This is a genomic window from Parasphingorhabdus sp. (genome assembly GCF_036963805.1).
Classification (GTDB): Bacteria; Pseudomonadota; Alphaproteobacteria; order Sphingomonadales; family Sphingomonadaceae; genus Parasphingorhabdus.
In genome coordinates, this window is sequence record NZ_JBALUN010000001.1 from 366,888 (window position 1) to 385,865 (window position 18,978).

The 18,978-nt window shown below is 51.5% G+C and carries 23 protein-coding genes and 1 other RNA gene; 14 read left to right on the forward strand and 10 right to left on the reverse strand.

The window, feature by feature from the left end; translation table 11 throughout:
* Position 1 precedes the first annotated feature (1 nt).
* The 5 genes from fliQ (at position 2) to V7676_RS01835 (ending at position 4,037) form a co-directional block, all read left to right on the forward strand.
* Positions 2-277: a flagellar biosynthesis protein FliQ gene (gene fliQ, locus V7676_RS01815; RefSeq protein ID WP_335657951.1), complete on the forward strand. Its 276-nt coding sequence runs from the start codon at positions 2-4 to the stop codon at positions 275-277.
* Positions 274-1,056 carry a flagellar biosynthetic protein FliR gene (gene fliR, locus V7676_RS01820; RefSeq protein ID WP_335657952.1) on the forward strand — a complete coding sequence of 261 codons (783 nt, stop codon included), beginning with the start codon at positions 274-276 and terminating at the stop codon, positions 1,054-1,056. Before fliQ ends, fliR begins: the two co-directional genes overlap by 4 nt.
* The gene (gene flhB / locus V7676_RS01825; protein WP_335657953.1) at positions 1,056-2,198 is read left to right on the forward strand and encodes a flagellar type III secretion system protein FlhB; all 1,143 of its coding nucleotides are present in this window, start codon (positions 1,056-1,058) and stop codon (positions 2,196-2,198) included. The genes fliR and flhB overlap by 1 nt, the downstream gene beginning before the upstream one ends.
* A 71-nt stretch (positions 2,199-2,269) precedes the next feature.
* Positions 2,270-3,622 (forward strand): flagellar filament capping protein FliD, encoded by a 1,353-nt coding sequence (gene fliD, locus V7676_RS01830; RefSeq protein ID WP_335657954.1) that lies wholly within the window; start codon positions 2,270-2,272, stop codon positions 3,620-3,622.
* Positions 3,623-3,641: 19 nt separating this feature from the next.
* Entirely contained in the window at positions 3,642-4,037 is a 396-nt protein-coding gene (locus V7676_RS01835; protein WP_335657955.1) for a flagellar export chaperone FliS, read from the forward strand.
* Between the two features lie 36 nt (positions 4,038-4,073).
* Here V7676_RS01835 and V7676_RS01840 read toward each other — a convergent pair whose 3' ends face one another.
* The 3 genes from V7676_RS01840 to V7676_RS01850 all read right to left on the reverse strand — a co-directional run bounded on the left by V7676_RS01840 (position 4,074) and on the right by V7676_RS01850 (position 7,991).
* Entirely contained in the window at positions 4,074-5,210 is a 1,137-nt protein-coding gene (locus V7676_RS01840; protein ID WP_335657956.1) for a sigma-54 interaction domain-containing protein, read from the reverse strand.
* 230 nt (positions 5,211-5,440) lie between these two features.
* On the reverse strand, positions 5,441-5,920 hold the full coding sequence (locus tag V7676_RS01845; protein WP_335657957.1) for a hypothetical protein: 480 nt from the start codon (positions 5,918-5,920) through the stop codon (positions 5,441-5,443).
* Positions 5,921-6,185: 265 nt separating this feature from the next.
* Complete coding sequence (locus V7676_RS01850) at positions 6,186-7,991, reverse strand: ABC-F family ATP-binding cassette domain-containing protein (RefSeq protein WP_335657958.1); 1,806 nt, start codon at positions 7,989-7,991, stop codon at positions 6,186-6,188.
* A gap of 156 nt (positions 7,992-8,147) precedes the next feature.
* Between V7676_RS01850 and V7676_RS01855 the strand changes: the two genes are divergently transcribed.
* The 4 genes from V7676_RS01855 (at position 8,148) to V7676_RS01870 (ending at position 11,484) form a co-directional block, all read left to right on the forward strand.
* A complete protein-coding gene (locus V7676_RS01855) occupies positions 8,148-8,867 on the forward strand; it encodes an SIMPL domain-containing protein (protein WP_335657959.1) in 720 nt (239 codons plus the stop codon).
* Between the two features lie 69 nt (positions 8,868-8,936).
* Positions 8,937-9,242, forward strand: a complete 306-nt coding sequence (locus V7676_RS01860; protein ID WP_335657960.1) for a hypothetical protein — start codon at positions 8,937-8,939, stop codon at positions 9,240-9,242.
* A gap of 146 nt (positions 9,243-9,388) precedes the next feature.
* Positions 9,389-10,054, forward strand: coding sequence for a response regulator transcription factor (locus V7676_RS01865; protein ID WP_335657961.1), 666 nt, complete (start codon positions 9,389-9,391; stop codon positions 10,052-10,054).
* 107 nt (positions 10,055-10,161) lie between these two features.
* Complete coding sequence (locus V7676_RS01870) at positions 10,162-11,484, forward strand: sensor histidine kinase (protein WP_335657962.1); 1,323 nt, start codon at positions 10,162-10,164, stop codon at positions 11,482-11,484.
* Here V7676_RS01870 and V7676_RS01875 read toward each other — a convergent pair.
* The gene (locus V7676_RS01875) at positions 11,477-11,761 is read right to left on the reverse strand and encodes a chorismate mutase (RefSeq protein WP_335657963.1); all 285 of its coding nucleotides are present in this window, start codon (positions 11,759-11,761) and stop codon (positions 11,477-11,479) included. The two genes, V7676_RS01870 and V7676_RS01875, sit on opposite strands and share 8 nt — an antisense overlap.
* 142 nt (positions 11,762-11,903) lie before the next feature.
* On the opposite strand from V7676_RS01875, the gene V7676_RS01880 reads away from it, so the two are divergent.
* The gene (locus V7676_RS01880) at positions 11,904-12,917 is read left to right on the forward strand and encodes a polyprenyl synthetase family protein (protein WP_335657964.1); all 1,014 of its coding nucleotides are present in this window, start codon (positions 11,904-11,906) and stop codon (positions 12,915-12,917) included.
* Positions 12,918-12,943: 26 nt separating this feature from the next.
* The gene (locus V7676_RS01885; protein ID WP_335657965.1) at positions 12,944-13,222 is read left to right on the forward strand and encodes an ETC complex I subunit; all 279 of its coding nucleotides are present in this window, start codon (positions 12,944-12,946) and stop codon (positions 13,220-13,222) included.
* A gap of 23 nt (positions 13,223-13,245) precedes the next feature.
* Here V7676_RS01885 and V7676_RS01890 read toward each other — a convergent pair whose 3' ends face one another.
* The 4 genes from V7676_RS01890 to V7676_RS01905 are packed head-to-tail and all read right to left on the reverse strand — an operon-like array spanning position 13,246 to position 15,891.
* On the reverse strand, positions 13,246-13,737 hold the full coding sequence (locus tag V7676_RS01890; protein WP_335658882.1) for an NUDIX hydrolase: 492 nt from the start codon (positions 13,735-13,737) through the stop codon (positions 13,246-13,248).
* 32 nt (positions 13,738-13,769) lie between these two features.
* Entirely contained in the window at positions 13,770-14,456 is a 687-nt protein-coding gene (locus tag V7676_RS01895; RefSeq protein WP_335657966.1) for a TPM domain-containing protein, read from the reverse strand.
* On the reverse strand, positions 14,456-15,295 hold the full coding sequence (locus tag V7676_RS01900; protein WP_335657967.1) for a TPM domain-containing protein: 840 nt from the start codon (positions 15,293-15,295) through the stop codon (positions 14,456-14,458). The genes V7676_RS01895 and V7676_RS01900 overlap by 1 nt, the downstream gene beginning before the upstream one ends.
* Entirely contained in the window at positions 15,295-15,891 is a 597-nt protein-coding gene (locus V7676_RS01905) for a LemA family protein (protein ID WP_335657968.1), read from the reverse strand. The genes V7676_RS01900 and V7676_RS01905 overlap by 1 nt, the downstream gene beginning before the upstream one ends.
* Before the next feature lie 142 nt (positions 15,892-16,033).
* Between V7676_RS01905 and mscL the strand changes: the two genes are divergently transcribed.
* The 3 genes from mscL to ssrA all read left to right on the forward strand — a co-directional run bounded on the left by mscL (position 16,034) and on the right by ssrA (position 17,274).
* Positions 16,034-16,453, forward strand: a complete 420-nt coding sequence (mscL, locus tag V7676_RS01910; RefSeq protein WP_335657969.1) for a large conductance mechanosensitive channel protein MscL — start codon at positions 16,034-16,036, stop codon at positions 16,451-16,453.
* Positions 16,454-16,570: 117 nt separating this feature from the next.
* Positions 16,571-16,837 (forward strand): hypothetical protein, encoded by a 267-nt coding sequence (locus V7676_RS01915; RefSeq protein ID WP_335657970.1) that lies wholly within the window; start codon positions 16,571-16,573, stop codon positions 16,835-16,837.
* Between the two features lie 93 nt (positions 16,838-16,930).
* Positions 16,931-17,274, forward strand: a transfer-messenger RNA (tmRNA) gene (gene ssrA / locus V7676_RS01920).
* Positions 17,275-17,380: 106 nt separating this feature from the next.
* Here the strand turns inward: ssrA and V7676_RS01925 are convergent.
* Both V7676_RS01925 and V7676_RS01930 read right to left on the reverse strand, forming a co-directional pair.
* Positions 17,381-17,665, reverse strand: coding sequence for a hypothetical protein (locus V7676_RS01925; RefSeq protein WP_335657971.1), 285 nt, complete (start codon positions 17,663-17,665; stop codon positions 17,381-17,383).
* Positions 17,666-17,714: 49 nt separating this feature from the next.
* Positions 17,715-18,977 (reverse strand): N-succinylarginine dihydrolase, encoded by a 1,263-nt coding sequence (locus V7676_RS01930; RefSeq protein WP_335657972.1) that lies wholly within the window; start codon positions 18,975-18,977, stop codon positions 17,715-17,717.
* Position 18,978 lies beyond the last annotated feature (1 nt).

Genomic DNA, 18,978 nt, shown 5'->3' on the forward strand with positions numbered 1-18,978 from the left:
CATGACCGATAATGCAGATTTCTTTGTAGGCATTGCCCAGCAAGCATTGTGGATCACCGCCCTTGCGGCTGCTCCCTTGTTGATCCCCGCGCTACTTGTCGGGTTGGTATTGGGCATGGTGCAGGCCGCAACTTCGATCAATGAACAGACATTGAGCTTTGTGCCCAAGCTGATCATTGTTGCAGCCGTAGCAGCCGTTTTTGGCGGGTCGATCCTCGTGTTAATCGTCGATTTCACCAGAGAGATATTCGCCCGCATTCCGGACTTGCTGCTGTGATTGCACCGGGCTTCGCTGATGTCGAGAGCCAGATCTGGCTATGGATGATGGCGATGATCCGGCCAGGTGCAGCGATGTTCGTGGCGCCCGTATTTGGCGCAGCAAACGTACCCATTCAGGTCCGTATTATACTGGCATTTATGATCGGCTTGGTTGCCACCAACAGCGCCAGTTTCGATTTGCCTGCTGATTCTGCCATTAGCCTGGGAAATATAATATTTATTATGGGCGAAGTGCTAGTCGGTGTGGCCATCGGCTTTTCTCTGCAACTGGGCTATTCCAGCGTGTTAATTGCCGGCGAAACCATCAGTAACGCCATGGGCCTTGGCTTTGCAAGCATGTCCGACCCACAAACAGGACAGTCCACACCGGTTATTGGCCAGTTTTTGACCATTCTCGCGACCTTGTTGCTATTGGCCATTGATGGTCATTTGATGCTGATCCGAGTCATCGTCGACAGCTATACAGCATTGCCGCCGGGCTATGCGTTTCTTGGCGCTGATTTGGCGTTCGGGATCGTGAAATTTGGCGGCACTTTATTTTCCATGGGCTTGTTAATTGCTCTTCCGGTCGGCGGCGCGCTTATTCTCATTCAGCTGACAATGGGTTTTCTGGCCCGCACAGCTCCCGCGCTTAACCTTTTCGCCGTCGGCATTCCGGTTACAATTTCGGCTGGTTTGGTGATGCTCGCGATAACGGCGCCGATTATGGCGGATGCGATTACCCAGTCACTCGGTATGGGGCTTGATCACGCCGCCGCAATAGCGGGGGGCAAATAATGGCAGACGAACCCTCCGGTGGTGGAGAAAAGACCGAAGCACCAACCCCCAAGAAACTAAAGGACAGTGCTGAAAAAGGTGATGTCCTTCAATCCCGCGATCTTGGCGGTGCGATGGTTATATTCGTCGGAACGGCGGCCATGCTGATTTTTGGCGGTACATTGTTTCAGGCTTTGGCCGACATGGTGACCAATGCCCTGATATTTGACCATCAGGATGTCGAGATATTCGACGTTGGCGGACGCAGCTATACATTGGTTGCTGGATTAGCACCGGAATTTCTGGCTTTATTTGGTGCATTGCTAGCCGCGGCTATAGCAACACCGGCTCTGCTCGGTTCTCTCGGCTTCCGCTGGTCAGCCATGAAGCCCAAGCCATCGAAGATGGACCCGATTAAAGGGCTCAGCAAAATATTCGGTACAAATGGCCTGATGGAACTGGGCAAGTCACTGATGAAGGTCGTGTTGATCGGGATCGTCGGTAGCGTGATCTTGTACCAGCATTTGAATGATCTCGCCCAGCTTGCCGCACAGGATGTGTCAGGCGCGGTTGCAAGCTATGCCTCTCTATTCCTAACGTTGCTGGTAGGCATTACCGTCAGCCTTGCCGTAATCGCCATGATCGACGTGCCGATCCAGCTGTTCCAGCGCGGCAAGCGATTGAAAATGACCAAGCAGGAAATAAAGGACGAATATAAGCAGACGGAAGGTTCTCCCGACACACGCGCCCAGCAACGGCAACGCCGCAGTGAGATGTTGAACGATTCAACCCGCAAAGCTGTCACAGATGCAACGGTGTTGCTGGTCAATCCAACCCACTTTGCCGTCGCTTTGCGCTATGACCGGGAACAGGATTATGCACCTGTCATGCTGGGTAAAGGCTGCGATGCCATTGCTTTGGCCATGCGTGAAATGGCCGCTGAAGTGGGTACGCCGGTAATGGAATATCCAGAGCTTACACGTTCCATCTATTATACGTCGGAAGTCGGACAAACTATTGATGATCGCCTCTATGCCGTCGTCGCAGCAGTCCTGAGCTTCCTGATCCAGCTTGATGCCAAAATGGTCAGCGCAATCCGCAAGCCAAATATCCGCCTGCCGGAAGATATGCGATATGCAGCCGACGGGAGCCGCTTGGCATGATCTGTAAAAAAGGCCCCCTCTTAATCCGTCCCCCCGCACGCCGTAAATCATCTGAAAGGTGAGAAAAGCGAATGTATAGCAGTGTCATAAATAGCCTCGGTGCCGGTTCAGGTCTCAACTCTTCTCAGTTGGTGACTGATCTGGTAGCGGCATCAACCGGCGTGAAGTTGCAGCAGCTTAATGCAAAGAGCCAGCTTAATACCACTCGGATTTCCGCAATGGCGTCAACCGCTTCGGCGTTGACCACATTTGCTGCTGCCGTCAAAGAAACGCTGAACGGACAGGGGTTTGTTGGTGAGCTAATATCCAGCAAGACGAATTTGGCCAATGCCACTGCAGTGGAAGGTTCTCGGCCTGAAGGACTGCCAGCTTCGGTGGAAGTTGTCCAAGTCGCCACTGCACAGCGGGAAATGACAGCGGTATTTGCCAGTCCATCCGCTGCAATTGGCGAACGGACGATGACGATCACCAACGGAGGTGGCAGTTTTGATATTGTGATCGATGCTACCAATAACAGCCTGACCGGATTGAAAAATGCCATAAATGCCAGCAACAGCGGCGTTACAGCATCCATCATAACGGACAAAGCCGGATCCCGCCTTATATTAGAGGGCCAAGAAGGCATCGACAACAGCTTTACGATTGCGGAGAGCGGACCGTCGGCCGCCATGGCTTTAACCAATATCGGCGCAGCCGCAGATAGCATTATCCGGATTGATGGCATTGAGCTGACCAATAATAGCAATATTGTAGAAGGCGCTATTCCCGGTGTGAAGCTATCTTTGTTGGCCGCCGAACCGGGTACCACTTTCACCATTAGCGGCGATTCAGAACCGCTTGATGTGCGCAGCCTGGTGACAGAATTTGTCACCGCTTATAACGAACTGCGCAAGGCATTAAATGCCGCAACAGCGCCTGGGCTGGAGGGCGGAAGCGGTGGTCCGCTGGCTGGAGATCGCGGCGCGCGGGAAGTGATCCGGCGTCTGAGCCAGCTGACATCGACTCCGTTGGCCGGCACCGGTGACTTTAAAACGCTGGCGGATATTGGTGTGCGAACGGGAAATGATGGCACCTTGTCCATTAACGACGCCCGTCTTGACGCTGCGCTCGCCTTGGATTCCGGCGCGATTAAATTGATGCTGGAACCTGTTGTGGCAACAGAGACAAATATTGGACTAAGCGGCGCGCTTGATGCGATTTCATCGACGTTGCAGGCCGATAACGGGGCCTTGGCACTGGCGAAGGAACGGCTTAATACAATCAAGGAGTCGATCGCAGAGCGGCGTCAGAAAATTACCGATGAAGGTGATCGCCTCCGTGAACAGTTACAGACAACATTTTCGGGGTTGGAGCGGCAGCTCTCTCTCCTGCGTTCGACCCAATCCTATCTCACACAGCAATTCGCTTCTTATGATGACAACTGACTTTAGAAAGTTTTAAAGTATGACATTTCAATCAAATATCCGTCGCTCATCCAGCTATCAATCCGTTCAAAAAAATAGCCACGTGCTTTCTGCGAACCCTTATGATCTGGTTGCGATATTATTCTCTGAACTGCGCGACAATCTCGATCTGATGATCGAAAGTGCGCGCCGCAAGGACCACGGGAAACTGTTTGAATTTCGGGCCAAAGCCTTGAGTATTCTTAATGGGTTGGATGAATCGCTGGATTTTCAGTCAGCGGGTGAACTCGCCCAAACGTTGCACAGTATTTATACTGAAGCAGGGCGCCGTATTCAGGCAGAAGTCGGTGCATCATTCATCCAACGAGTTGAGTCGGCGCGCGAAATGCTACATGAAATTGAAAAGGCTTGGATGGCGATCGCGCCGGGCAGATAAGAGGTGAAGCGGTTATTCGAACAGGCGATATGGGATTTAGAAACCGGCGGCCACAGCCACGTTTTCTTCCCATTGCTTGTCGATACTATGTTTGCGCATTTTGTCGATAAAGGTTGTCCGCTTGATATTGATCGACCGCGCTGCCTTTGAAACAACCCCATGGGATGTCTCCAACGCCTGCATGATGATGCGCCGCTCTTCATTTTTAAGATGGGCATTCAGATCGATTACATTATTGGTACGGGCCGGTTCGATGAACGGACTTTTTTGCGCAAAAGCCATATCGTCGCCGGAGCGTGAAGCATTTTCAATAAACTGTGACCGTGTATCCAAATGATCTGGTTGAAACGCTGGGGTTGGGGCCGCGAGTTCGCCTTGGATGACGGGCGCGATTTCTGATTTAACCAGCGTCGCGATATCATGCGCGTGAACTTGTTCGCCAGAAAAGAATACCGTAGCGCGTTCAACCACATTGCGCAGCTCACGCACATTGCCCGGCCAATTATAGCTTTGAAGAGCTGTAAAAGCCTCTGCGGTGAAAATTGGCGGAGGATTGCTATCTGATTGATTGTTCAGAAAATGTTCGACTAACGCCGGGATATCTTCGGTGCGTTCGTTGAGGGCAGGGACTTCGATCGGTACGACGCAAAGTCGGTAGAAAAGATCCTCGCGAAAAGACCCGCCCTGGATCGCCGCGCCCAGATTTTTATGCGTGGCCGCAATCACTCTGACATCTATCGGAATATTCTGGCTGCCACCAACCCGGTTAACGATTCGTGATTCCAGCACCCGTAGCAATTTGACCTGCATGTTCAGCGGCATGTCACCGATTTCATCCAGAAAAATAGTGCCGTTGTTGGATTGTTCAAACAAGCCGACATGCTTGTTAAATGCACCCGTGAAGCTGCCTTTTTCGTGGCCGAATAATTCTGATTCAATTAACTGTTCGGGCAATGCGCCGCAATTGACAGTGATATTGGGACTGGCTGTGCGTTGTGAGATGCTGTGAATAGCTTCTGCCACAACTTCCTTACCACTACCCGAAGGACCTGTGATCATAATCGAGCTGTTGCAGCGTCCGGCGAATTTCACCAACATCCGCAATTGCTGCATTTTTGGACTGCTGCCGATCAACTTTGATGCAAGGAGCGTCTCTAAATTTGCGTTACTCATTTAACTACCCAGATAACTAATCACAAGATCCGGCAAAGCCGGGGATGGGTGGCCCGGAGATCCCGCAATCTCCGAACCGTCACCTGGTAAAAACATAAATGAACAAAGATAGTTAAGTTCGAGTTAACGCGATTGTTTCGCTAGATAGAAATCTGCAGAAACGCAATTTCTGCCGCGTGATATTTAGGTAAACTCTTGTCAATTAGCGGGGGTGCGGTCCAGCAGTGCAATCAGGTTAGAAAGCGCAATATGGTGGAAATTTTATCTTTGCAGATGTCAGTGCTGGAAATAAATATCATGCGATGGTCCGACGGATTTGGCGATTTTTTTAGCAGACCTTCTGCGGACATGACATTAATGTAGCGCATCGCGGTAGTCATCGGAATGCCAGAGCTATGGGCTATAGAAGAGACGGTGATCTGTTTGTCTTTTAGATCGCAAATATAAACATCCAGACACATGTTCCAGCAGGAGTCCGCAAATAAGCCTGAACCCAAATTCAGTGTTTTTGATTTGAACCGACTCCACTCGAGCAATTTCTCTGCGCGGGAAACCAGCTCTTCGGTGCTGATATCTTCATCGGCCGAGAGAGGTTGATCGCGTGGTGCATTATCATCAGAGACGATCAGCTCATCCAGAGCCGCTATTTTTTGGGTTGCGAGCGCTAATGCCGATTTTATCGCGGCAATTTCAACACTGACTTCGCCCATATCTATAGACCGTGCTTTCTCATAACTTATATAAGTAGCTGACCTTGTTGAGAATAGCTACAAAATTACTGGATAGCAGGTGCTGGATATGCATATATTTTAATTCTCGGTATGTTGAGACATATATAAGAATAAAATGATCGTTTGTGCACAGTGACCAATATATCTGGTATCTATGATGACGACCAACTGCGATCGTTGCGATCTGGCCTGGGTTTGGTTTAAGCGGGGCTGTCATGTTTATCCGCGCAGCTCTTTAATCTTACTAACCTTGCAGATGCTCCACTTCCTCGGCCAGTTCCAGCCAGCGCATCTCGGCCTCGTCTTTCTCATCAATTAAGGCCGCGTTTTCTGCCGACAGCTTATCAAATTGCGCAAAATCTCTGGTATAGAGATCTGCATCGGAAAGGGCGGCGGTAATTTCCAACATTCGCGCATCAATCGCTTCTATTCGCGCCGGTAGCATGTCATAGTCACGCTGGTCCTTGTAACTGAGCTTCTTCGCTGGACTGTTCGATTTTACAGTTGCTTTTGCAACCACCGGTTTGTTTTTGGCCTTTGCTGCATCGCCATCTTCTTTGCGCTTGGCTTCCCATTCCGCATAGCCCCCGGCAACAATATCCACTTTTCCGCTGCCATCGAGACCCAAAGTGACGGTCACGGTGCGGTCGAGGAAGTCGCGGTCATGGCTGACGAGCAGCACAGTGCCCTCATAATCTGCGATGACTTCCTGAAGCAGATCGAGTGTTTCGAGGTCGAGGTCATTGGTCGGCTCATCGAGGACTAGCAAATTGGACGTGCGCGCAAATTCGCGGGCAAGGAGCAGCCGTGATTGCTCGCCACCGGATAAGGTGCCGACTTTGGCGTCGATCAGGCTGGGGGCAAACATAAAGTCTTTGAGATAGCCCTGGACATGTTTCTTCTCGCCGCGCACTTCCACCCAGTCACTGCCATCCGCAATTATGTCGCGGACTGTTTTATTATCTTCCAAAAGGCTGCGTTGTTGGTCGATGAAGACAGCATTGAGCGTTTTAGCCAAGATGACAGAGCCGGTATCGGGGGCCAGTTCACCGGTTAGCATCTTCAGCAAAGTGGTTTTGCCCGCACCATTGGCGCCGACAATACCAATCCGGTCTCCGCGCTGGATGCGTAAGGAAAAGTCGCGGATAATGGTGCGCTGAGTTTCGCCTTCTCCAAATATCTTGGAAATATTCTCGGCTCTGATAACGGATTTCGTCCGCACATCATCGCTCTGCGCTTTCAAATTGGCTGTTCCCGCCGGTCCGATCATCGCTGCGCGTTGTGCCCGCATTTGATAGAGTTTCTCTAGCCGTCCCTGATTGCGCTTACGCCGCGCAGTCACGCCGCGTTCGAGCCAACGGGCTTCAAGTTTCAGTTTCGCATCGATTTTATGGGCGGCCTGCGCTTCATCGGCGTGGATTTTCTCCATCCATGCGTCATAGCCGCCAAAACCGATTTCCTGACGCCGCAGTGCGACGCGATCCAGCCAGATAGTCTGTTTGGTCAGTCGGGTGAGGAAGGTCCGGTCATGCGATATGGTAATAAACGCGCCCTTATAACGCCGTAGCCAATCTTCCAGCCAGTCAATCGCACCGAGGTCGAGATGGTTGGTCGGTTCGTCCAGAAGCAACAGGTCCGGTTCCAAGGCTAGCGCCCGGCAGATGGCTGCCCGGCGCTTTTCGCCGCCACTGGCTTTGTCTGCCCGGATGGAAAGGTTGGTGGATAGCTGGTCTGCAATGGACAGGACTTCATATTCTGCCGGACCCGGATTTCCTGACATGGCGAAGTCAAGCAGGGTTTCGAATGGCGTGAAGTCCGGTTCCTGTTCCAGCATCACGATATTCGTGCCCGGCTGGATCATCCGCTTGCCTTTGTCAGGCTCGATTTGATCGGCGATCAGGCGCAGCAATGTGGTTTTTCCCGCACCATTGCGGCCGATTAGTGCCAGCCGGTCGCGCGGTCCGACGTGTAGATCAAGGTCTTTGAACAACCAACCTTCTCCTTGATGGAGGGAGAGTTGGTCATAAGAAAAAATAGGAGGTTGTGACATGGTCCTTGCGCGTTAGGGCTAAGCTGCGTTTTGCTCAAGGGACGTTTTCAAAAAACAAGGCCAATAGGAACTAATAAGAGAGAACAGCGTACATATGGCGTACATATATTGGCCCATAACAGGGCGTATAGCGTGAAATTTTTTTGGAGGGATTATATGAAATATTTTGCACCGATCAGTCTGGCTGCGGCACTGGTGGGAGCCAGTCCGATGGCTTACGCTGCGAACGTTCAGGTCACGACTCAAAATCCCGTAATCGAATTGAGTATATCCGAACAGATTGATAGTCGTCCCGATACAGCAACCTTTAGCACAGGTGTCGAAACCAAGGCACCCACAGCGACACAGGCAATGCGCGACAATTCGCGTCAGGCCAAGGTGGTAATCGACAAGTTAAAGTCGCTTGGCATCGCGGAGAAGGATATCCAGACGACCGGAATCAACCTGAACGCCGATTATGAATATGATCGCACAAGCGAAACAAACCGTTTTGTCGGCTATCGCGTTTCTAATCAGGTTCAGGCGACGGTCCGCAACATAGATAAGCTTGGCACAATATTGGATAGTTTAGTCAGTAGCGGCGGTGCGACAAATCTAAGTGGACCATATTTTTCCCTTGATGATGATGTTGCGATTAAAAAATTGGCGCGGGAGCGTGCGCTTATTAGCGGTAAGCAGCGGGCAGAAAGCTATGCTAAAGCATCGGGATATAGCGGTGTCAGAGTGATTTCTATTTCCGAAGCAATGAGCAACAATAGTCTCGGCCCTATGCCTGTTAGTCGCATGGCGGCGGTACAGGAAAAATCCGTTCCCGTGGCACCGGGGCAGGTCGGAACAACGATTAATCTCAATATTAGCTATGAAATGACGCGTTGAGCTTATAAAGCGGCAAGGTGAACTAGCTGTTCACGTGATGTTAAAAGCGCCGAAGGTAAACATTGGACCATGTTGAACAAGATCACTCTGATCCTCGGTGCTTTTACCGCTTTTGCCGTCACCACACTTCCGGTGGACGCAGTGGAGCGCCGTGACGAGCAAAATGGTGCGCGCCAGCAAATGATCGCGGGCCAGGTGAAATCTTTGCGTTCGATTGAAAACAACATTTTGCCGAGAATGGCAGGCAGTCAGTATATCGGTCCCGAATATGATTCCTCGGCTCAGGTTTACCGGTTGAAATTCATTCGCGATGGCCGTGTCATTTTTATCGACGTGGATGGTCGGACGGGCACTGTCCTGCGCCAGCACCGCTAAGTTGATTTTCTCTCCCTGTGCGGCCGCCGGTCGCCCATTACTTCCAACTATCCAGTGTTTTCTGCTTGGGGGTCTTTATCATTGTGGGATTTAATGATGGTGATATAGCTATATCATCATGAAAAACGGTTTTCTGGAGTAACTTTATGCGCGTGCTTATAGTCGAAGATGAACCTACATTAGGGCAGCAGCTAAAATCGACGCTGGAAAGCAATGGCTATGCGATTGACTTGTCCACCGATGGTGAAGATGGCCATTTTATGGGGTCAACCGAGGAATATGACGCGGTCATATTGGACCTTGGCTTGCCGGAAATTGACGGGCTGACGGTTTTGGACCGCTGGCGCAAGGAAGACCGCAATTTCCCTGTGCTCGTCCTGACCGCCCGCGATAGCTGGTCGGATAAAGTCGCTGGTTTGGATGCCGGCGCAGATGATTATCTTGCAAAGCCGTTTCAGACAGAAGAGCTTATTGCCCGGCTACGCGCGCTTATTCGCCGCGCATCGGGCAATGCGTCGTCTGAACTTACGGCGGGGGATGTCCGGCTTGATACGCGCTCCGGTAAAGTGACTTTGGATGGCAGTCCGGTAAAAATGACGGCACAGGAATATAAGCTTTTATCCTATCTGATGCATCATAAGGGCAAGGTTGTGTCTCGTACGGAACTTATCGAGCATATTTACGATCAGGATTTTGATCGTGATTCCAATACCATCGAAGTTTTTGTCACACGAATACGGAAAAAACTGGGCGCGGAAGTGATTTCGACCATCAGGGGGCTGGGCTATAGTCTTGAGGATCCCGACAGCTGAATGAAACAAGCCAAATAGATTCGCCGCCCGAAAAGGCGGCCGCAGAAACAGCTCCTGAAGCTAGCATTCGGCAAGTCACGCAAACCACAGGGTCGCTAAGTCGGCGCATGATCGGGATAGCGGCGGCTTGGATCATTGTGCTATTATTGGGCGGCGGCGTCGCGCTCGACCGCGTGCTAGTCAATGCGGTGACGCGCAATTTTGATAACCAACTGGAATATGTTCTAACGGCCATGATCGCTTCGGCAGAAATAGGACCGGACGGAGAGATATTGCTGAACCGGCCTCTGGGTGACCAAAGGTTCCTCGAACCTAATAGCGGCCTTTATTGGCAGATTAGCGGAGAAGGTTTTGATGACTTTTCTTCTAGGTCACTATGGGACCGGACATTGGAAGATGTTGTCAGCCATGACGACCCCGAAACGCATATTTATGACAGCGATCAATTTCCCGATGAACCATTAAGGATGTTGGAGCGGACGATTATTCTACCGGATTCCGACGTGCAATGGGTCTTTCAGGTCGGCCAGAGCCGCGACGGGCTGGATGCGCAGATAAGCGAAATACGATCGATATTGGTCAATAGTTTCCTGCTTTTGGCGGTGGGTTTGATCGGTATGGCGGCGTTGCAAACGCTCTATGGATTATGGCCGCTGCGTAAAATCCGCAAAGCGATTGGCGAGATGCGCAACGGACAGCAAAAACGGGTTAGCGAACCTATGCCGAATGAGGTGACTCCCATGGTTGACGAGCTGAACGAGCTACTCGACCATAATGAGAAACAGGCGGAAGAAGCGCGGCGCCATGCAGGCAATCTGGCCCATGCGCTGAAGACTCCGCTGACCGTCATCATGAACAGCGCCACGGCAAAGGCGGACGATCTGGCCGATACCGTCATCAGGGAATCGGGCGTGATGCGCCGCCAAGTGGACCACCATCTGGCCCGCGCCCGCGCTGTCGGTCGGCGCGGTCATGCGCATAGCCGATCGCGGGTATGGCCCAGCTTGCAAGCGGTGGAGCGCGCTGTCGGTCGGCTCTATAAACATGTTCGTATCGATATTGACGGCGATCAGGACGCGGTTGTGTCCGTCGAGCGGCAGGATCTGGATGAGATGATCGGCAATCTCGTCGAAAATGCCGCGAAATATGGTGGCGGTAGCGTCTTTGTGACGGTCGAAACCGGCGACGAATTTGTCGAATTGCTCATCGAAGATGATGGTAGAGGCATCCCGGAAGAAGAACGCCAGCGTATTTTTGATCGCGGTGTCCGGCTGGATACAGGCAAGCCCGGCACGGGCCTTGGCCTTGCCATTGTTCGCGATGTGGCGGAAATTTATCAGGGCAAGGTATCGCTCGAAGAAAGCGAAGATCTTGGTGGATTGATGGTCCGGCTATGCTTGCCGAAGTCTCAGGTTCAAAAGCCTAGCTAGCTTCTTCGCGAATTTGATCATGGTGGCGGATGACTTCGTCAATGATGAAGCGCAGGAATTTTTCGGAAAATTCGGGATCCAGATTGGCCTCGCTGGCGAGTTTCCGGAGGCGGGCTATCTGTTCCTTTTCACGCGACGGATCAGCAGGCGGTAACTTGTTCGCGGCCTTATATTCGCCGACGGCCTGTGTGACTTTGAACCGTTCTGCCAGCATGAAGACCAAGGCGGCGTCGATATTGTTGATGCTTTCGCGATATTGCTTGAGCTTGTCTTCCATGGATAGATGCCTGATTTGCCTAAAACATTTCGTGCCTGATAGTCCCGCCTGCAAGTTTTGCAATGGTTACTCAAAAAACTGAACCGCTGTTGCTGTGAATTCACTTGCCTTATCTTTAATCCCTTGCCACATCGCGGGCAACATGTCTGCAACTGTCCATCATTTGGGGCGCAAAGCTACCCCTTCGCTCGAACCGCTTATGGCGCTTGTCGCCAGTGATATGAACCATGTGAATAGCGTGATCCTGAACCGGATGCAGTCCGAAATTCCGTTAATTCCCGAACTCGCTGGCCACTTGATCGCTGGAGGCGGCAAAAGAATGCGGCCTATGCTGACGTTGGCCGCGGCAAAATTGATCGGATATGAGGGCGACCGTCATTTCAAGCTGGCCGCTGCAGTGGAATTTATACACACGGCGACATTATTGCATGATGATGTGGTGGACGGCTCTGACCTCAGACGCGGCAAAAAGACCGCCAATCTGGTTTTCGGCAATCCTGCGACTGTGCTGGTCGGCGACTTTCTCTTTAGCCGTGCTTTCGAACTGATGGTGGAAGACGGATCGTTGAAGGTTTTGAAGATTTTATCCAGCGCCTCGGCCGTGATCGCAGAGGGTGAGGTTAACCAGTTAACCGCCCAGCGCAAGATCGACACGAGCGAAGACCGTTATCTTGATATCATCGGTTCTAAAACTGCGGCTTTATTCGCCGCTGCCAGCCGTATTTCGGCGGTTGTAGCAGAACGCGACGAAGAAACGGAAATGGCGCTCGATTCTTACGGCCATAATTTGGGAATCGCGTTCCAGTTGGTCGATGACGCTATTGATTATTCGTCCGATAGCGCGACCATGGGCAAAGAGGCTGGCGATGATTTCCGTGAGGGTAAAGTTACTTTGCCGGTGATTCTGGCCTATGCACGCGGTAATGAAGAAGAACGCAAATTCTGGAAAGACGCGGTTATCGGCCATAAAGTGACCGAAGATGATCTGGGTTTTGCCAATATTTTGCTGAAGAAAACCGGAGCGATAGACGACACTATTTCCCGCGCGCGCCATTATGGCCAACGGGCAATTGATGCGCTGGGCATTTTTCCTTCGGGCAAGGCGAGGGCCGCAATGACCGAAGCAGTTGAATTTGCGATTTCACGCGCTTATTGAGGCGACCATTAACGAAGGAAAATGTGATGGCTGCACGGATTTATCAAATACCCATGAATGCTATGCAGTCGGGCAGGGCGCTCACCGATAAATGGATGCTGGAATTCGAACCAGCCGAAGCGCGCAAACCCGATCCTTTGACCGGTTGGGCTGGCTCCGGTGATACCCAGCGGCAAGTGCAGTTGAAATTCCCGAATGTTGAGGCTGCGATAGCCTATGCCGATAAATACGGGATAGCATATTCAGTCGTACCAACGCCGCATAAGACCCTTAAAATACAGGCTTATGCCGACAATTTCCGGTAAAATACAAGCAGCGTCAATATTTCTCAAATCAGGTTGGACAATAATAGCAGGCGCACATCAATGCCGGTGCCTTCCTGCCGCTTTGCTGCAATAAAATCGTCAAGGCTCGCCAATGCGACGCGGTGGACGGTAATATTCTCGCCATCAACGCCGCCGCCTTCGCCGACTTTGGTCAAGCCGGTGGCTTTGAATAGGGAGAAACTCTCCGACACCATGCCGGGCGAGGAATAATATTGCCCGCAATCTTCCATAGCTTCGGCGCGATAGCCGGTTTCTTCTTCTAGCTCCCGTATGGCGGCCAGAGATGGGTCTTCGTCCTTATTCGCGTCATGATCGCCAACAAGCCCCGCAGGTAATTCAATGCAATATTTGCCCAGCGGAACACGATATTGTTCCACGAGTAGGACATGATCGTCATCAACGGCCAATATTACCGCTGCCTTTATGCCGCGGCTGCGTGAGACATATTCCCAACGACCTTGCCGCTTGGCTGTGATGAAGCGGCCTTCCCACATTGTTTCGACTGTTGCATCGGAATCGACGGTGCTCAAAGCTCTATCAGCCGATCGGGTAATTCATTGGGATTATTGTCGGTTTTGGGAAAATGTTCCGCCAGAACAATGCCGATTTGGTGGACCGCAGCGGCCATGCCTTCGCCGGGCCGACCGGCTCTGATTTTATCGATCAGCGCAACCATGGCATCGCCCCAAATTTCGGAGGATACTTTTTCGGCAATCGCCGCATCAGCAACGATTTCAGCGCGATGTTCTTTCAACGAAACATAAATTAATATGCCGGTAAGGCCCATTGTGCGGCGCTCTGCGCCAACTTTAAAGAAATCTATCGCCCGGCTGCGCACGCGCCGCTGTTTGATGCTTTTCGGGGTTACGAAGAGCCGGAGAGGCTTCCACGTGAATATAAACCATGAGACCACAAACAAAACCAGACTGGTAATGAAAAGCACCGACATCTGTTCACCCGCTGTCGTAAAATCCTGTTCCCATCCGCCGAAAAGGCCGACGATCATGGATTGATAAAAAGCCGGAAAAATCGCCAATGACGACAGGAATAAAAAGGTTATGCCAATGGGCCATTGCAAACCGACATCATCATATTTGTCGGACATGTTGGTGACGATGGTGACAATTTCTCCATCGGTTGATTTCTCTGCCTCACCGACTGCTGTGGTGACGAGTTTGTGATCCGCTTCGGAAAGCTGGTTTACCTTTTTCATTACCATCCCCCTGATGCGCCGCCGCCGCCAAAGCTTCCGCCTCCGCCGCCGAAACCGCCGCCGCCAAAGCCGCCAGAGCTTCCGCCGCCCCAGCTGCTGCCACCGCCGGAATGATGACCACCACCCCAGATGACGACGGGACCAGCGCCGCCGCGATGTCTGCGGCCACCGCGGGAATTACCGACCGACATGAAGAATATAATGACCATCACAACGATCCAGAATATGACTAATCCGCCTTCGCCGTCACTGGCCTGTTTGCGCTGCTGCGCAACAGCCTGCGCCGCAACAGCGCGTGCTTGTTCTGGGGGCAGAGCTAGCTGCGAGGCAATTCTGTCGATACCGGCATCAATCCCGGCGGGCATGTCGCCCGCGCGAAATTGCGGTAGGATATCATTCTGGATGATCACGCTGGACAGGGCATCGGTTAAAATGCCTTCCAGGCCGTAACCGACTTCGATACGGACTTTGCGGTCATTGGGGGCGACCAGCAATAATATACCGTTGTCTTTTTCCGCTTCCCCTTCGCTATCATGGCCTATGCCCCATGTGCGGCCTAACCTATAACCATAATCGGCAATATCATTGCCTTCGAGATCAGAAATAGTGGCGACGACCAACTGCCGGTTTGAACTGGCCTCAAGCGCCTCTAGCTTGGCTGTGAGAGCGGCTTCCTGCGCAGGATCGAGTAGATCTGCCTGATCCACCACCCGGCCCGTCAGCGCAGGAAAATTCTGCGCTGCGGCGGGTAGTGCGGGAACCATGACCAATAGGGCTAAGGCAACCCAGATAGCCTTGATTGAAACCTCTTTGATTATGCGGTGGGTAGTTTTACCCATCACCCGTTAAAATCAACGGTTGGCGCTTCATCCGCACCTTCGCTGGTGGCCTTAAACGGCTCCATCGGTTTTGCGCCATGAATAATCTTTGCGCCAATAATATCGGGGAAAGTCCGGATGGTCGTATTATATTCCCGTACCGCTTCGTTATAGTCACGGCGCGCCACGTTAATGCGGTTTTCCGTGCCTTCCAACTGGCTTTGCAACGCCAGGAAATTCTGGTTAGATTTCAAATCAGGATAAGCCTCTACGGTTGCCATTAGGCGGCCAAGGCCTTGCGAAAGCGCACCTTGTGCTGCGGCAAATTCCTGAATTTTCGAGGCATCGCCAAGATCGTTGGCGCTGACTTGAATGGATGATGCCTTCGCACGTGCTTCAACCACTGCGGTCAATGTGTCTTGTTCCTGTGTGGCAAAGCCCTTCACGGTCGCAACCAGATTGGGGATAAGGTCAGCGCGGCGTTGATAGGAGCTTTCGACATCAGCCCATTTGGCTTTTGCCTGTTCTTCTGCCGTCGGCACACTGTTTATGCCACAGGCGCTGAGCGCTAGTGCCACAACCGGTACCATCAATAACTTGATAAACTTGCCGCGCATTTTGATTTTCTCCCACGTTCAGACTGATCGCCTCTTCAAATGTAAAAATAGGTATGGAAACAGCAAATTGCAATGAGTTCCCTCGACAAATTAGGGCCTGTCAGGCATTTAACCAACAACTAAAGGGAAGAGGAATATTGCAATGTTTTCAGAATTTAAAGATTTCATATTAAAGGGCAATGTGCTGGATTTGGCTGTTGCGGTCATTATCGGCGCAGCTTTCGCTACGATTACGACCTCGTTGACCGAAGACGTTATCATGCCGGTCGTTAGTGCCATTTTCGGCGCGCCTGATTTTTCCAGCATGTTCATCATCCTTGCTACGCCGCCCGCTGAATTGGTAGGGTCAACCGATTATGCCGCACTGAAAGAAGCTGGCGTTCCGATGCTGGGTTGGGGCCAGTTTTTGACTGTTGTGATCAACTTTGTGATTCTAGCGTTCATCATTTTCATGATCGTCCGCTATGCAAATAAAGTCATGGCGAAAAAAGAAGCCGAAGCGCCATCCGGTCCAAGTGAAATTGATTTGCTGACCGAAATTCGCGACAGCCTAAAAAAATAATACTTAAAACAATAAGTTATAAAAAAATTTAATCCCTTTGGGAACTGACCGGCATTTTGCTCGTTGGATTTCCAGAGGGATTTTTTTGTCCCTTTATTTAAATGAGGGAATTTACACATGCGTAAAATAGCAATTGCAACCGTTAGCGCCGCCACCTTGGCACTTGCAGCCTGCGCCGGTGAAGATACATCAGGTGCAGAAACCGAAACAGAAGCAGCAGCACAAAAAGCCGAAATGGAAGCGGATAGATTAGACGAAGCCGCTGACAATGCGACCACAGAAGCCGGTGAAGAAGCTATGGAAAACAAAGCCGAGGCCATGGAAGACAAGGCAGACGTTCTGGAAGATAAAGCTGACGCAGAAGAAGGCGTTTTGGCTCAGTAATTTGATATTGCTTAATTAGAAATCACGGATTTCCCCTTGGGGAACTAGAGGAGGGCTAATCGGTTTTAACCGGTTGGCCCTTTTCCGTTACAGACACTAGTCATTCATAATTTAATGCCTATATAGGTCCTGTCCGCTTCGGCGGTCTATGGTGATAAATTGTGATGTGCAATAGGCACAACGGACCCGGGGGCGGTACCCGGCGGCTCCACCATTTGGGATGTTTTCGGACATCTTGGTTGATGGGGCCGAACTAGGATCGACGTGTGTTGAAAAGCATTATTTTTACCCGGCCTGAGTACGCCGTGATTGCTCAAAAACTATAAGTGCAAACGATAATGAAGCACTCGCAATAGCGGCTTAAGCCAACAACCTCACGGTTGTAACTTAGGAAGTTAAAGCGCGGTTGGACCCACCGGGCAACAGAAGGGATACCGGCGGTTTGGTGAGCACCGAGCAACAGAAGCTCACCACTTTATGTTTTTCGGGGGAGCGCCGAGCAACAGAAACCCCCACCTTCAAAAAACACGAAATGCTTAAATGCTAATAATCGCGGCCATAGGCTTTGTGATAATCAATCGCGTCGATCATTTTTGCGCCTGCCATGAATACCGACCCCGTGCAGGCCAGAAACAACAGCACGCCGCCATAGCCGGGATATTGGACCAGATAATCCTCTCCGCGTGCAATGGCCCCTGTAGCAAGGGCATAAGTGATCAAAAAAACCTCAAACTTGGTCTTGATAATGAACAGTCTTTTGATCTTTTTCCACATGTAAAATAAAGTAGCAAGGCCTGTGCCAAGCCCGGAAAACTGGGAAATTTTCAAAGGGCAACATGGTTAACTGTAAGTTAATTCGACAGTCGGCGGGAAGCCGTTAGGCTGCAAGTTCCATAAGCCCGCATATTTGCAAAAGTTTGCGGCGTGCATTCCCAACGCTTTTAAGCAGGTCAATATCTGCCAACTGATCGGGTGTGATCGTTTTGGGCCAATATTGCTCGACCACCTGTGCGATAGTCTCCAGCTTTTCTGATGTCGCGATAAAGCGCGGATCGACCGCAGCGGGATCGGCAACCACGCGCAATCGTAAACATGCCGGTCCGCCGCCATTGGCCATCGATTGACGAACATTAACGGGGTATAGCGTGCGGATGGAACCATTTCCGGCAATAAGTTGCTGGAGATAGGTCCAGACCGCTGCATTTTCTTTGGCTTCCGTCGGTAAAATCAGCGCCATTCCACCATTATTAGGTAATGTCACGAGCTGCGCATTGAACAGATAGGATTTAATGGCATCCGACAGGCTGACCTGGTCGGCGGGTACAGTGATAATCTCTGCTTCCGGAAATTTGACCAATAGTTCGGCGTAGAAATCTTCACGATGTTCAAACGCGTCTTCATGAGCGAATAAAACCCGCTCATTGGCGACTGCCACCACATCATTATGGAACGCGCCGGCAGCAATGGCTTTCTCCGATTGCTGGGCAAATAGGATGCGTTCCTGATCAAGCCCGTGCCGCCTTGCAACCGCTTTGCTGGACTCGACATGTTGTCGGGCAGGGAAGGGGCCTCCGCTTTTGCCATAGACAAATATCTCGACACCTGCCTCATCATGAACGCTGCATAGCCGCATATGATTGGCCGCGCCTTCATCGCCAAAGGGGGTCGGGACGGGCTGGTGAACCACAAAATGGTCGGAATTAGCGAAAGCAATTTTAAGCTGTGCCAACGTACCCGGCCATTCGTGGCTGCGATGCGGCATGGTCATCAAATTGGCCACGGTCAGATGGCATTTGCCGTCATCGCTATCTGGCGTTGGCGATACGGTGGCCGCATTGGCGGCCCACATGGAGGATGCGGAATAGGCGGCTGCGCGCAAATGTGGCTCCGCCGCAGTAAGGTCGGTTCCCAAAGATTTTAACCAGCCCGTATTGGGCCGATCCAGCGGCATGAAAAACCCCTGCGCCAGCCCTAGGCCTAAATTGTGACGCATCTTGGCAATGCCCTGAAGCGCGGCTTCACGCGGGTAAGAGGCCTCTCCGCTATGGGTGGAAGACGCGATATTGCCGAGGCTGAGCCCCGCATAATTATGGCTGGGACCGATAATGCCATCGAAATTAATTTCCTGAAGCTTGGACATG